The organism is Streptomyces virginiae, assembly GCF_000720455.1.
GTDB classification, from domain to species: Bacteria; Actinomycetota; Actinomycetes; order Streptomycetales; family Streptomycetaceae; genus Streptomyces; species Streptomyces virginiae.
Genome location: NZ_JOAK01000016.1, coordinates 221,270 through 235,075 on the forward strand (window position 1 = coordinate 221,270; position 13,806 = coordinate 235,075).

13 protein-coding genes and 1 pseudogene are annotated in these 13,806 nt (G+C 71.7%); 6 read left to right on the forward strand and 8 right to left on the reverse strand.

What is annotated here, in order from left to right:
- Positions 1–289 precede the first annotated feature (289 nt).
- The 5 genes from IG86_RS0123275 to kdpF all read right to left on the reverse strand — a co-directional run bounded on the left by IG86_RS0123275 (position 290) and on the right by kdpF (position 6,262).
- Positions 290–1,480: a hypothetical protein gene (locus tag IG86_RS0123275; RefSeq protein WP_030899260.1), complete on the reverse strand. Its 1,191-nt coding sequence runs from the start codon at positions 1,478–1,480 to the stop codon at positions 290–292.
- A gap of 176 nt (positions 1,481–1,656) precedes the next feature.
- Positions 1,657–2,373, reverse strand: coding sequence for a potassium-transporting ATPase subunit C (locus IG86_RS0123280; RefSeq protein ID WP_030899261.1), 717 nt, complete (start codon positions 2,371–2,373; stop codon positions 1,657–1,659).
- A 6-nt stretch (positions 2,374–2,379) separates the two neighbouring features.
- Positions 2,380–4,488, reverse strand: coding sequence for a potassium-transporting ATPase subunit KdpB (gene kdpB, locus IG86_RS0123285; protein ID WP_030821840.1), 2,109 nt, complete (start codon positions 4,486–4,488; stop codon positions 2,380–2,382).
- Complete coding sequence (gene kdpA, locus IG86_RS0123290) at positions 4,485–6,164, reverse strand: potassium-transporting ATPase subunit KdpA (protein ID WP_030821843.1); 1,680 nt, start codon at positions 6,162–6,164, stop codon at positions 4,485–4,487. The genes kdpB and kdpA overlap by 4 nt, the downstream gene beginning before the upstream one ends.
- 8 nt (positions 6,165–6,172) lie before the next feature.
- On the reverse strand, positions 6,173–6,262 hold the full coding sequence (gene kdpF / locus IG86_RS40585; protein WP_037695290.1) for a K(+)-transporting ATPase subunit F: 90 nt from the start codon (positions 6,260–6,262) through the stop codon (positions 6,173–6,175).
- Positions 6,263–6,616: 354 nt separating this feature from the next.
- On the opposite strand from kdpF, the pseudogene IG86_RS38995 reads away from it, so the two are divergent.
- Both IG86_RS38995 and IG86_RS43060 read left to right on the forward strand, forming a co-directional pair.
- Positions 6,617–7,342: pseudogene (locus IG86_RS38995) on the forward strand (APC family permease); the annotation flags it as partial.
- An 85-nt stretch (positions 7,343–7,427) separates the two neighbouring features.
- The gene (locus IG86_RS43060; protein WP_157854870.1) at positions 7,428–7,601 is read left to right on the forward strand and encodes a hypothetical protein; all 174 of its coding nucleotides are present in this window, start codon (positions 7,428–7,430) and stop codon (positions 7,599–7,601) included.
- A 22-nt stretch (positions 7,602–7,623) separates the two neighbouring features.
- On the opposite strand, the gene eno is transcribed toward IG86_RS43060, so the two are convergent.
- Positions 7,624–8,931 carry a phosphopyruvate hydratase gene (eno, locus tag IG86_RS0123315; RefSeq protein ID WP_030899265.1) on the reverse strand — a complete coding sequence of 436 codons (1,308 nt, stop codon included), beginning with the start codon at positions 8,929–8,931 and terminating at the stop codon, positions 7,624–7,626.
- A gap of 165 nt (positions 8,932–9,096) precedes the next feature.
- Between eno and IG86_RS0123320 the strand changes: the two genes are divergently transcribed.
- Entirely contained in the window at positions 9,097–9,519 is a 423-nt protein-coding gene (locus IG86_RS0123320; protein WP_030821853.1) for a MarR family winged helix-turn-helix transcriptional regulator, read from the forward strand.
- A gap of 14 nt (positions 9,520–9,533) precedes the next feature.
- Here IG86_RS0123320 and lysA read toward each other — a convergent pair whose 3' ends face one another.
- Both lysA and IG86_RS0123330 read right to left on the reverse strand, forming a co-directional pair.
- Complete coding sequence (gene lysA / locus IG86_RS0123325; RefSeq protein WP_030821856.1) at positions 9,534–10,868, reverse strand: diaminopimelate decarboxylase; 1,335 nt, start codon at positions 10,866–10,868, stop codon at positions 9,534–9,536.
- Positions 10,865–11,218: an SAV_915 family protein gene (locus IG86_RS0123330; protein WP_030821859.1), complete on the reverse strand. Its 354-nt coding sequence runs from the start codon at positions 11,216–11,218 to the stop codon at positions 10,865–10,867. The genes lysA and IG86_RS0123330 overlap by 4 nt, the downstream gene beginning before the upstream one ends.
- A gap of 310 nt (positions 11,219–11,528) precedes the next feature.
- Here IG86_RS0123330 and IG86_RS0123335 point away from each other — a divergent pair, with 310 nt between their 5' ends.
- The 3 genes from IG86_RS0123335 (at position 11,529) to IG86_RS0123345 (ending at position 13,802) form a co-directional block, all read left to right on the forward strand.
- Positions 11,529–12,101, forward strand: a complete 573-nt coding sequence (locus IG86_RS0123335; RefSeq protein WP_063761560.1) for a universal stress protein — start codon at positions 11,529–11,531, stop codon at positions 12,099–12,101.
- A gap of 266 nt (positions 12,102–12,367) precedes the next feature.
- On the forward strand, positions 12,368–12,835 hold the full coding sequence (locus tag IG86_RS39000; RefSeq protein WP_037942888.1) for a hypothetical protein: 468 nt from the start codon (positions 12,368–12,370) through the stop codon (positions 12,833–12,835).
- A complete protein-coding gene (locus tag IG86_RS0123345) occupies positions 12,828–13,802 on the forward strand; it encodes a phosphotransferase family protein (RefSeq protein WP_030899271.1) in 975 nt (324 codons plus the stop codon). Before IG86_RS39000 ends, IG86_RS0123345 begins: the two co-directional genes overlap by 8 nt.
- The last annotated feature ends 4 nt before the right edge of the window (positions 13,803–13,806 follow it).

A 13,806-nucleotide genomic window follows, 5' to 3' on the forward strand; every position in this document is an offset into this window, starting at 1 on the left:
TGCGAACTCGTAGCGGGCCAGCAGCGCCGCGACCCCGTCCTCGGTCAACGGGTGCGGTCCGAGCCTCCGCGCCGGCACCGGGGGTCTGAGATCCATCCTGCTCCTCTGTCGGTTCCCGCCCATTGTGAAGACGGCAGCTCCGCTGCTCCGTCGTGCCGACCGAAGCCGTCGCGCGCGCCGGGCCGGGTCCAGGACCGCAGTCCTGGACCCGGCCCGGCCCCACCGGGTCCAGTCGTGTCCGCGAGGTCCCGCCTGCCCGGAGGGGCGCCCGTCCTCCGGGCGGCCGGAGCTACTTTGCGGACACTCCCCGGCGGGCGTCGAGGAGGGTGACGGCCTCGGCGAAGTCGGCGTACGCGGGCTCGAAGGTCCGCGCGGCGACGAAGAACATCGAGCGGTCCGTCAGGGCCCGGGCGAGGCGTGCGGGGTCGTCGGACAGGCGGCGGGCGAGGGCCACGCCTTCGTCGAAGTGCGCTTTGAACCGGTTCCGGAACTGGTAAGGGTGGGTGCCCTCGCGGACGGCTTCGCGGATGCTGATCCTGCGCTGGACGTCGACCAGTTGGGGCATTCGGCCTGCCTCGCGCAGTTCCGCCGCCTCCGCTTCGAGCGCAGGCAGAGTGCCGAGGAACGCGTCCCGCGTGGCGCTCAACCGGTCGAGGTCGGTGCCGAACGGCGGCATGGGAGACCCGGCGCTCGCGGGCGGTTCGGCGCCCCGTCCCGACAGCGCGAACAGGGTGACCCACCACCCGAGGATGCAGCTCCAGCTCTTCGGCTCGCCCTTCGTCGCCAGCTCCTCCAGAACGGTCAGGGCCTCCTGTCGCGCGGCTGCGGCGTCCGCCCCGTGCCCGGCGCCCTCACGCATGCGGGAGAGGTGTACCAACTCCCAGGTGAGTATGGCCAGCGCCGTGCGCTGCTCGGCGGCCTTGCGCCGGGTGTCGTCGAGGAGTTCACGGAAGACGGCCGATGCGGCGTCGTGCAGGCCGGCGCCCTCCAGGTTCGCCGCCCACTCGACCATGGTCCAGAAGGAGACCTCGGGTGTGCCGCTGCGGGCTGCCTTCTCGTTGAGTTCGGCGGCCTCGCGGAAGCGCCCTTCCTCCGCCAGGACGCTCGCCAGCCGCCCGTTCTGTCCGGCCGCGGCCATTTCCTCGCAGGCGGCGCGTCCCTCCACCCGGCGTCCGAGGGCGAACAGGGCCCTCTGGTGGGCGTCCAGGGCCCTGCACAGTCGTTCGGCCCGGGTCGGCACGCCGGCCTCGATCCTCCGGGCGGCCTCGACCGCCTCGGTGGTCAGCGCCAGGTCCACCTCCGGGACCCGGCTGCGGTAACTCATCAGGAGGAGCGCGTCGACCAGCTTCGGCAGGTACGCCTTCGGGCTCACCTCGGCCAGGACCCGGTACGCGTCGACCTGTTCGAGCAGACCCAGCCGGCCGGACCCCAGCAGCAGCACGCGGGCCCGCAGCACGGCGTCGTGATTGATCATCCCCATGTTCCCCCAGTCTCCGGGTGATGCACGAAGGAGATTCTGGGAGTTGGGGAGCGGACCGGACAAGCCTCACGAACTGTGCGTTCCGTCCTACGAAAAGGGCCGCTGACCTGTCATGATGTACATGCTCTTGCACTAATCCACCGGCCGCCTGCCCGCCCCCGCCTCCCCCCGGGGCGTCAGTTCTCGGACAGGGCCTTCAGGGCGGTGTTGAGTTCGAGGACGTTGACGCGCGGTTCGCCCATGAAGCCGAGCGTGCGGCCCTGGGTGTGGTCGGCGACCAGCTTGTCGACCTGGTCGACGGCGAGGCCGTTGCGTTCGGCGACCCGGTGGACCTGGAGCTCGGCGTACTCGGGGGAGATGTTCGGGTCCAGGCCGGAGCCGGAGGAGGTGACGGCGTCGGCCGGGACGTCCTCGGGCCTGACCTGGTGACCTGCCGTGGAGTTGTCGGCGATGACGGCCTCCTTGGCGGCGACGACCTGGGCGCAGAGGGTGCCTTCCTCGGCGTCGTCGGTGCACCGGCCGTTCACGGCGCCGTTGTCGGCGGAGCGGTTGGTGGCGCCGGACAGGATCAGGGAGTACCGGGTGTTGACGCTGTTGCTGCCCAGGCCGTTGGAAGGGCGTGGCTGGAACCACCTGAGGTCCGGGCCGGCGGCCTCCTCGGGGTCGTCGGGGTTCTGCTTGGGCAGGTCGTAGCGCTGCCCGATGAGGGATGAGCCGACGACCCGGCCGCTTTCGTCCCTGAACTCGGAGCCGTTGGCCTCGTCGTTGAAGACGGCCTGGGCGATGCCGGTGACGGCGAGCGGGTAGAGCACGCCGCAGATCACCGTGAGGACCAGCAGGGCTCGCAGGCCCGCGCCGATCAGGCGCGCCGTGTTGCCTACAGAGTTGTTCATCGCAGATCAACCGATTCCGGGAATGAGGGAGATGAGCATGTCGATGAGTTTGATGCCGATGAACGGGGCGACGAGGCCGCCGAGTCCGTACAGGCCGAGGTTGCGGCGGAGCATCCGGTCGGCGCTCGTGGGGCGGTACCGGACGCCCTTGAGGGCCAGCGGGACCAGGGCGATGATGATCAGCGCGTTGAAGATGACGGCGGAGAGGATCGCGGAGTTGGGGGAGGACAGGCCCATGACGTTGAGCTTGTCCAGGCCCGGGTGGACCACCGCGAACATCGCCGGGATGATCGCGAAGTACTTCGCGACGTCGTTGGCGATGGAGAAGGTGGTCAGAGCCCCGCGGGTGATGAGGAGCTGCTTGCCGATCTCGACGATCTCGATGAGCTTGGTGGGGTTGGAGTCCAGGTCGACCATGTTCCCGGCCTCCTTGGCGGCCGAGGTGCCCGTGTTCATCGCGACCCCGACGTCGGCCTGTGCGAGCGCCGGAGCGTCGTTGGTCCCGTCCCCGGTCATCGCGACGAGCTTGCCGCCGGCCTGCTCGCGCTTGATGAGGGCCATCTTGTCCTCGGGCGTGGCCTCGGCGAGGAAGTCGTCGACACCCGCCTCCTCGGCGATGGCCTTCGCGGTGAGCGGGTTGTCGCCCGTGATCATGACGGTCTTGATTCCCATGCGGCGCAGTTCGTCGAACCGTTCGCGCATGCCGTCCTTGACCACGTCCTTGAGGTGGATGACACCGAGGACGCGGGCGCCCTTCTCGTCCTGGACGGCGACCAGCAGCGGGGTGCCGCCGGCCTCGGAGACGCGGTTGGCCAGCAGGTCGGCGTCGTCGGAGATACGGCCGCCCCGTTCACGCACCCAGGCGATGACGGAGCCGGCCGCGCCCTTGCGGGTCTTCCTGCCGTCGACGTCGACACCGGACATACGGGTCTGGGCGGTGAAGGCGATCCACTCTGCCTGGAGGAGTTCGCCCTGGTGGCGTTCGCGCAGTCCGTACTTCTCCTTCGCGAGGACGACGACGGAGCGGCCCTCGGGGGTCTCGTCGGCGAGGGAGGAGAGCTGGGCGGCGTCCGCCAGTTCGGCCTCCGTCGTGCCCCTGACCGGGACGAACTCCGAGGCCTGACGATTGCCCAGGGTGATGGTGCCGGTCTTGTCGAGCAGCAGCGTGGATACGTCACCCGCCGCCTCGACCGCGCGACCGGACATGGCGAGGACGTTGCGCTGGACCAGGCGGTCCATGCCGGCGATGCCGATCGCGGACAGCAGGGCCCCGATGGTGGTGGGGATCAGACAGACCAGCAGGGCGGTCAGCACGATCATCGACTGCTCGGCGCCCGCGTAGATCGCGAACGGTTGCAGGGTCACCACGGCCAGCAGGAAGACGATCGTCAGCGAGGCGAGCAGGATGTTGAGGGCTGTCTCGTTGGGCGTCTTCTGCCGGGCGGCGCCCTCGACGAGGGCGATCATGCGGTCGATGAAGGTCTCGCCGGGCCTCGTCGTGATCTTGACGACGATCCGGTCGGAGAGCACCCTCGTGCCGCCGGTGACCGCGCAGCGGTCGCCGCCCGACTCGCGGATGACCGGTGCGGACTCACCCGTGATGGCCGACTCGTCGACCGAGGCCACGCCTTCGACGACGTCGCCGTCACCGGGGATGACGTCCCCGGCCTCGCAGACGACCCGGTCGCCGATCCTCAGATCGGTGCCGGGGACCTGCTCCTCGGTCCTGCCGTCCTCGGCCAGGCGGCGGGCCACCGTGTCGGTCTTGGCCTTGCGCAGGGTGTCGGCCTGGGCCTTGCCGCGGCCCTCGGCGACGGCTTCGGCGAGGTTGGCGAAGACGGTGGTCAGCCACAGCCAGGCGGTGATGGCCCAGCCGAACCAGTCCGTCGGGTTCCTGACCGCCAGGACGGTGGTGACGACCGAGCCGATCAGGACCACGAACATGACCGGCGACTTGACCATGATGCGGGGATCGAGCTTGCGGACCGCGTCGGGGAAGGACTTCAGCAGCTGCTGCGGGTCGAACAGGCCTCCGCCGACCCGGCCGGCAGGCGGCTCGTGCCCGGTGGTGCGCAGGTCGTCGTGCGGAGCACGGGTAGGGGTGGCGGTGCTCATGCTGCGAGCCCTTCGGCGAGCGGACCCAGCGCCAGGGCCGGGAAGTAGGTCAGACCGGTGATGATGACGATCGTCCCGACGAGCAGGCCCGCGTAGAGCGGCTTGTCGGTGCGCAGGGTGCCCGCCGTCTCCGGGACGGGCTTCTGCTCGGCCAGCGAGCCGGCCAGCGCGAGGACGAAGACCATCGGCAGGAAGCGGCCCAGCAGCATCGCGATGCCGATGGTGCTGTTGAACCACTGGGTGTCGGCGTTCAGGCCGGCGAAGGCCGAGCCGTTGTTGTTGGCGCCGGAGGTGTAGGCGTAGAGGATCTCGGAGAAGCCGTGCGCGCCGGTGTTCGTCATGGAGCCGGCCGGGGTCGGCAGGGCCATGGCGGCCGCGGTGAAGCACAGCACCAGGGCGGGGGTGACGAGGATGTAGCAGGCGGCGAGCTTGATCTCGCGCGTGCCGATCTTCTTGCCCAGGTATTCGGGGGTGCGGCCGACCATCAGACCGGCGATGAACACCGCGATGACCGCCATGATCAGCATGCCGTAGAGGCCGGATCCGACGCCGCCGGGCGCGATCTCGCCGAGCTGCATGCCCAGCATCGTGATGCCGCCGCCGAAACCGGTGTAGGAGGAGTGGAAGGAGTTGACCGCGCCCGTCGAGGTGAGGGTGGTGGCCACCGCGAAGAGCGACGAGCCGGCGATGCCGAAGCGGGTCTCCTTGCCCTCCATCGCCCCGCCGGCGACGTCGAAGGCAGGGCCGGGGTGGGCGAACTCGGTCCACATCATCAGCGCGGTGAAGCCGAGCCAGATGACGCCCATCGTCGCGAGGATCGCGTAGCCCTGGCGCAGGTTCCCGACCATGCGGCCGAAGGTGCGGGTCAGGGCGAACGGGATGACCAGGATCAGGAAGATCTCGAACAGGTTCGAGAACGGGGTGGGGTTCTCGAAGGGGTGGGCGGAGTTGGCGTTGAAGTAACCGCCGCCGTTCGTGCCCAGCTCCTTGATGACCTCCTGCGAGGCGACCGCCCCGCCGTTCCACTGCTGCGTGCCGCCCATGCCGTGCTGATTCACGAATTGCCCGACCTCATGGATCCCGGCGAAGTTCTGGATGACGCCGCAGGCGACCAGGACGATCGCGCCGATCACGGCGATGGGCAGCAGGATCCGGACGGTGCCGCGGACCAGGTCGGCCCAGAAGTTGCCGAGCTCCCCGGTACGGGAGCGCGCGAAGCCCCGTACGAGGGCGACCGCGACCGCCATGCCCACGGCTGCGGAGACGAAGTTCTGCACCGCCAGGCCGCCGGTCTGTACGACGTGGCCCATGGCCTGCTCGCCGTAGTACGACTGCCAGTTGGTGTTGGCCACGAAGGAGGCGGCGGTGTTGAAGGCCTGGTCCGGGTCGATCGACACGAAGCCGAGCGAGCCCGGCAGGCTGCCCTGCACCCGCTGCAGGAGGTAGAGGAAGAGGACGCTCACGGCGGAGAAGGCGAGGACGGCGCGCAGGTAGGCGGGCCAGCGCATCTCGGCCGACGGGTTCGCGCCGATGGCCCGGTAGATCCACTTCTCCGGCCTGTAATGCCTGTCGGAGGAGTAGACGCGGGCCATGTGGTCGCCCAGAGGACGGTGGACCAGGGCCAGCGCGGCGATCAGCGCGAGCAGCTGGAGCACACCAGCGGTTACGGAGCTCATGGCAGTGCTCAGAACCTCTCCGGGTACACGAGGGCGAGGACGAGGTAACCGAGCAGGGAGACGGCCACGAGGAGGCCGACGACGTTCTCGACGTTCACAGCTTGGTCACCCCCCGGGCGATGAGGGCCACCAGCGCGAACACCGCGACCGTGGTGGCGACGAAGGCCAGATCGGCCATCGTGAGCTCCTGATGAAGAGAGTGGAAATGAATCGGCCAACCGGCCGGCGATCACCAGATAACCCCCTCTTCGCCACGGCGGCGGCCCGCCTTGACGGGCCCCATACGGGCGCGGGCGAACCCTTAACGGCGCCGATACGCCGGGACGCCACCCGCTGTCAGGAGCGCGTGAAGACCGGGGCGGCAGCCGTATGGATGCCGCCAAGGGCGCTGGTGTCCCGGCCGTGCCCTGCCGACGCCGACCTCACTTTGTCCCACGGAGGAACCAGCGAAGATGGCCATGCACAGGGGAAAGCCGGGCACGTCGGCCACGGCAGGCACAGCAGCCGCCGCGGCAGGGGTACGCGTACCCGGGCGGGGGCGGCAGCAGGGGCGGGAGCAGGAGCCCGGCACGGAGGAGCCGCCCGGTACCGGCGCGCAGACATCGTCCCCGGCAGGGGACCGGCACCGGCTGACCGCCCTCCAAGGCCTTGCCGCGCTGTCGCTCGACGCGATGGCCTCCGTCGCGTACGGGCCCGAGTCGATCGTGCTGGTGCTGGCGGCAGCCGGCGCCTACGGGCTGGGCCTCACCCTCCCCGTCACGCTCGCCGTCGCCGCGCTCCTGGCCGTACTGGTGGCCTCGTACCGGCAGGTGATCGCCGCGTTCCCGGACGGCGGCGGCGCGTACGCCGTCGCCAAGCGGCACCTGGGCCGGCGTACGAGTCTGTTCGCCGCGGCCTCGCTGGTCCTGGACTGCGTGCTGAACGTGGCCGTCTCCGTCACCGCCGGTGTGGCCGCCCTGACGTCCGCCTTCCCGGAACTGCACGCCGAGCGGGTCTGGATCTGCCTCGGTGCACTGCTCCTCGTCACCGCCGTGAACCTGCGCGGGGTCGTGGATTCGGCCAGGGCCTTCCTGGTGCCGACGGCTCTCTTCGTGGGGTCGATCCTGGCCGTGGTCGTCGTCGGCCTCTTGCGGGACGGGCCGGTGAGCACCGCCTCGGCCGCCGCACCGGCCCACGCACCGGCCGGGCGCACCGGCATCAAGACGCCGACAGGAATCCCGCCGGACCCTCGCCATCGCGGGGGTCCGGCGGGATTCTCGTCACGTGACCCGTGACTGGCTCCCCGACCGCGGCATCCGCCGGACCGTGTACGCGCTGGGCGCCGCAGGCCTGACCGTCATCGCCGCCGGCGCCGCCCTCGAAGCCATGTGGCTGCTCGGCCTCGGTGTCTGGGGCGTCATCGCCGCGATGGGGATCGAGCTGGTCCACCGCCCCTGAGGGGTGGTGCCGCGCACGCCCTTCATGCCCGGCGCAGTGCGGAGCGGCCCGCGTAGCGCGCCGAGGGGCCCAGCTCCTCCTCGATCCGGATCAGCTGGTTGTACTTCGCCGTCCGGTCGGAGCGGGAGAGCGAGCCGGTCTTGATCTGGCCGCAGCCGGTCGCCACCGCCAGGTCCGCGATGGTCGTGTCCTCGGTCTCGCCCGAGCGGTGCGACATGACGGCCGTCCAGCCCGCCTCGTGGGCGGTGGCCACCGCGGCCAGCGCCTCGGTCAGGGTGCCGATCTGGTTGACCTTGACCAGGACCGAGTTGCCGACGCCCGTACGGATGCCCTCGCGCAGCAGCGTCTCATTGGTGCAGAACACGTCGTCGCCGGTCAGCTGGCAGCGGTCGCCGACGCGGGCGGTCAGCTCGCGCCAGCCGTCCAGGTCGTCCTCCGCCATCGGGTCCTCGATGGAGACGACCGGATAGGCGTCGATGAGCTTGGCCAGGTGGTCGGCGTGCTCGGAGGGGGTGCGGCGCACCCCCTCGCCCGCGTAGTCGTAGACCCCGTCGCGGAAGAACTCCGACGATGCCGGGTCCATGACCAGGCCGATGTCCGTGCCGGGGCGGTAGCCGGTGCGCTCGATGGCGGCCACCACGAAGTCGAGGGCCTCCTCGGCGGTCCGCAGCGCGGGTGCGAAGCCGCCCTCGTCGCCGACCCCCGTGGAGTGCCCGGCGGCCAGCAGGTCGCGGCGCAGGGTGTGGAAGACCTCGCTGCCCATGCGGACGGCTTCGGCGAAGGTGCCCGCGCCCACGGGTGCGATCATGAACTCCTGGAAGTCCAGCGGATTGTCGGCGTGGGCGCCGCCGTTGACGATGTTCATCATCGGCAGCGGCAGGAGGTGGGCGTCGGCGCCGCCGAGGTACCGGTAGAGGGGCCGGCGGTGGGCCGCCGCGGCTGCCTTGGCGGCGGCGAGGGAGACGCCGAGGATCGCGTTTGCGCCGAGCCGGGATTTCGTTGCGGTGCCGTCGAGCGCTACCAGCGCGGCGTCGAGGCCCGCCTGGTCCGCCCCGTCCCGGCCGCGCACGGCTGCCGCGATCTCCCCGTTGACGTGGGCCACGGCGCGGTCGACGCCCTTGCCGTGCCAGCGCGTGGGGTCCCCGTCGCGCAGTTCCACGGCCTCCCGGGCGCCGGTGGAGGCACCCGAGGGGACGGCCGCGCGCCCCAGGGACCCGTCCGCCAGGACGACGTCGACCTCGACCGTGGGGTTGCCCCGGCTGTCGATGATCCGGCGGGCGATGACGGTCTCGATACCGGTGTCGGCGGATTCGGCGGCCTTTGCGGACATGGTGGTTCCTCCCCGTTTGGTCATGTGCCGTGGCCCCGGCTGCGACGACGCTGGCGCTGGGCCCGACAACGCAAAACCATACAGCAATGCTGTTCAGTTCTGCTGTACAGCATTGCTGTGCAGGTCAGGTGCACAGCAATGCTGGCCAACGGGGTAAAGTGCCCTATGCCCACCTCGGAAGCCGCCGCCATCGCCGCCGAACTGCGCATCGCGATGGGCAGGCTCATCCGCCGGGTCAAGGACGAGGACCGCATCCCGCTCGGCCAGGCCGCCGTACTCGGTGCGCTCGACCGCAACGGCCCCATGACCACCAGCGACCTCGCCGCCGATCAGCGCGTACGCCCCCAGTCGATGGCCCGGGCGGTGGGGCTGCTCATGGAACAGGGCCTGGTCACGCGCCGGCCCCACCCCACGGACGGCCGCAAGTCGCTGGTCGAGCTGTCGGACGCGGGCCGGGCCGCGCTCGAAGCGGAGCGCGGCCGCAGGGCCGGTTGGCTCGCCCAGGTCATCGAGGCCGAACTCACCGATGAGGAGCGGGCGTTGCTGGCGCGGAGTACCGCCCTGCTGGAGCGCCTCGCCGCCCGCTGAGCCGTGTCCCGGCGTCAGTCGCCGATGTCCCGGCTGCGGAAGTCGTCCAGCGTCTCGCGCCTGACCAGCAGCCGGGCCGAGCCGCCGTGGACCGCGACGACCGCGGGGCGCCCCACGAGGTTGTAGCCCGAGGCCATGGACAGCTGGTAGGCGCCGGCCACCGGTACGGCGAGCAGATCGCCGGGATGGATGTCGCCGGGCAGTTCCACATCGGCGGCCAGGACGTCGCCGGCCTCGCAGTGCCGGCCGACGACCGTGGCCGTACGGGGACCGGCCGTGCAGGCGCGGCCGATCAGGCGGGGCGCGTAGCGCACCCCGTACAGGGCCGGCCGCGGATTGTCGCTCATGCCGCCGTCGACGGCGACGAACACCTTCTCCCCGGTGTGCTTGACGGCGAGTACGCGGTACACGGCGACGCCGGCGGGTCCGACGACCGCTCGTCCCGGCTCGATGAGGAGCCGGGGGACGGTCAGCCGGGCGGCGGCGCAGCCCTTGTGGAGTTCGGCGCGCAGCCGTCGGGACAACGCGGTCAGATCGAGGGCGGGTTCGCCGGGCCGGTAGGCGATGCCGTGGCCGCCGCCCATGTCCAGTTCGGGCAGGACGACGCCGTGCGTGTCGCGGATGCGGGCCATCAGCCCGACCATGCGGCGCAGGGCCACCAGGTACGGCTTCACCTCGGTGATCTGGGAGCCGATGTGGCAGTGCAGGCCGGTCAGTTCGAGCTGCGGCTGGCCCAGGATCCGGGATATGGCGTGCTGTGCGCCGCCGTCGGTCAGGGACAGGCCGAACTTCTGGTCGTCCGTGCCCGTACGGATCTTGTCGTGGCCCCCGGCGGACACCCCCGGCACCACCCGCACCATGACCTTCTGGTGGCCCTCCGGGCCGACGGCGGCCGCGATCCGGGCGATCTCCGACGGGCCGTCGATGACGATCCGCCCGACGCCCAGGCGCAGCGCCGTCTCCAGGTCGCGGGGTGACTTGGCGTTGCCGTGCAGCACGATGCGTTCGGGCGGGAAGCCCGCGGTGACGGCCAGCTCCAGTTCCCCGGCCGAGCACACGTCCAGGCCCAGACCCTCCTCGCGCACCCAGCGCACCATGGCCCGCGACAGGAACGCCTTGGCGGCGTAGAGGACATCGGCGGCGGGGAAGGCGTCCTGGTAGGTCCGGCAGCGCCCGCGCACCTCGCCCTCGTCCAGGACGTAGGCCGGCGTCTCGAACCGGTCGGCCACCTCTGCCAGCGACACCCCGCCGACGGCCAGGCCGCCGTGCGGGAGCCGCTGCGTGGACGCGGGCCAGACGGACAGGTCCTCCGCGCCGGTGGCGACCTCGGAGAGAACGGTGACGGTCATCGTGACTTCCCCCCTGAGAAGGCTCGGACCGCGACGTCGGCCGTCCGGGCCGGCACCGGGGTGACGGCGGGAGCGGAGAAGGTCGGGTCGATCGTCAGCGGGCACCCGCCGAGCGGCGCGGCCAGCGCGCGGAGCGCGGACTCCGACAGCCGGATCCACGGGTGGTCCGCGCCGAGCGTCGCCGCCAGCAGATCGGGGCGGGTGAATCCGACGGCGGTGCGCTCACCCAGAGGGGTGCGGAACATCCGGAGCACCACCTGCGCGGTACCCGGCCGGACGGGCACGCAGAGGGGTCCGGCCGGGACCCGTTCCTCGGGCTCGGGGTCGTCGTCGTACTGGAACAAACACATGGGGCCCTCCCAGGGGAACCACGAGTGGCAGGTGGGGCCCCGGATGCGGGGAGGCGGTCCGGGGCACGACGACGAAGCTATCCCCGGCCACCCCCGCCGGGCGCCGCTCCGTAACGCAGCTCTTACGGCGACGGGCCGAGTCCATACGGATCGCTGACGGCCGGAGCCGGGCGGCGTCAGGAAGCCGTCAGGAAGCCGCTAGGGCCGGGGCTCCCGGCGTGAGGGAACCGTCAACGCCCGTCCCGGATCCTCCGCGGAGCCCTTTCATGTAACCGGCCGAACCGGCGCATACGCAGGAGGGACGGAAGCTGTGGCGAGAGTCGTGGTCGGTGTGACGGGAACCCCGGGAAGCCTGATGGCCCTGCACGGGGCGGCCGCCGAGGCCCGCGTACGCGGAGTGCAGCTGCTGGCCGTCCTGGCCTGGCAGCCGCCGGGCGGCGACCTCGCGAGCCGCGACGGCTGCGGCCCCTCCGTCCTCGCGGAGTGCCGCGCCGCGGCCGCAGACCGGCTGCGCGACGCCCTCGGTACGGCCTTCGGCGTGGTGGGCCCGGGCGTCCCCGTGGCCGGCCTCACGGTACGGGGCACGCCAGGCGCGGCCCTCGTCGACGCCGCACGGGACCCGGAGGACCTCCTCGTGGTCGGCGCGGGCCCGCGCACCCCGCTGCGCCGGCTCCTACGCCCCTCGGTGGCCCGCTACTGCCTCGCCCACGCCGGCTGCCCCGTCCTGTCGGTCCCCCCGTCCCCCCTCCAGGCAGAACTCGAAGCGGCCCAACGCCGCAACCTCTGGAGACTGCCCCTGGACCTGCGCGAGTTGTCACGGCTCGGCCAGAGGGAGGGCGGCGGCCAGGGGGCCGGTTCCGTGGCGAAGGCCGGGGAGGCTTGATCGCCGTCATCAAGTCGCGCCCACGGTGCGTAGCGGCCACGCTCGCCACCGTCACCCCGGCCGCCACACGACTGGGGCACTGGAGGGCTTGACGGGGCGGGTCAAAGATATGACACTCGAAGTGCAAGTTGTTTTGTTGTTATTCATCCCATTCATTCACTTTGCGTCACGAAAGGCGAGAGATGTCCAGCTACAGCGCCCGAGCGTGTGCCGGGCAGACCCAGGCCGCTGTCCGCGACGGGCGCACGGGATCCGGTTCCGCTCGCATGCCGGCGGCCTACGCCGCGGCGGGCGTGGCCGTGGGCGCCGTGTGGGTGCTCGGCGGGGACATGCCCGCCTGGGAGCACGCGCTGCGCGTCCTCGTGGTGGTGCTCTGCGTCAGCGTGGCCGGGCGCGTCGTCGGGCCCCGACTCGCCCGCGCCGGGAGGGCTCCGCTCGACCGGAAGGTGTTCTTCGGCCTGGTGGTGGCGAAAGTGCTCCTGGTGGGCGTGGCGCTGATCGTGGACTGGCTGGCCGGCCTGTGGTTCGCCGAACCGGCACTGATCACCGCCGGGTTGCTGTTCGTCGCGGTGACCGTCGGCGGTCCCGCGCTGCACGCCCGGTTGCCCCACGGAACCGAGGGCCAGGGCCTGTCCTGGGGTCGTGGCCTGCGTCATCGAACGCGGCACCTGGCCGGTTTCCGCCGCCCGGGACGGCGCGGGCGGCGGGGGCGGATAGCCTGCCCCCATGGGTGAGACAACCGAGGGTGCTGGTACGGGACCTGACGGCCGGGGTTGGGGGGCCACGCGCTGCTGGGTGGAGCGGACGCTGGCCGAGGGGGAGCGCATCGAGCAGGTCGTGCGGCTGCGCGGCGGCTGGACGTCACAGATGCGCCGACTGGACCTCGCCGGGCCGGGCGGGCGGCGCTCACTCGTCCTGAGGTCCTTCGTCAAACCCTTCTACCTCCGGCACGCGGAGGGTCTGTTGACCCGGGAGGCGGCCGTCCTGCGCCGGCTCGGTGGCACGGACGTACCCGCGGCTACGCTCGCGGCCGTGGACGCGACCGCGCAGTACTGCGATCACCCGTCCCTGCTGATGTCCCTGCTGCCGGGGACCGTACGCCTGGCCGACCAGGACGCCGACGAACGCGCCGGACTGCTGGCCCGCCAACTGGTGTCCATCCACCGGCTGCCGGTGACCGCGTCCCGACGTCCGCGGCCCTACCAGGCGTGGGCGTCGCCCGAGCGGGTGACCCTGCCCGCCGCCACCGGGCGGCCCGACCTCTGGCGGCGGGCGGTCGACGTCATCCGCCGGGAGCCCCCGGCCCATCAGGGCTGCTTCCTGCACCGGGACTTCCATCCCGGCAACGTCCTCTTCACGGGCGCCGACGGTGACCTCCGCATCAGCGGTGTCGTCGACTGGGTGGAGACCTCCTGGGGGCCGGCCGACCTGGACGTGGCCCACTGCTCGACGGCCCTCGCCCTCCTGCACGGGGTCCCCGCCGGCATGCGCTTCGCCGATCGGTACGCCGACGCCGGCGGCACCCTGGCCGACGGCACCGCGCATCTCTACTGGCGGCTGCTCGACGCGCTGGGCTTCGCCCCGGACGCGGAGAAGGTCGCCGTCCCCTGGCGGGAACTGGGCCGCGTCGACCTGACCGCCGATGTCCTGACCCGCAGGCTGGAGGGGTACATCGAAGCTCTGTTCGAGCGCTACGCCTGAACCG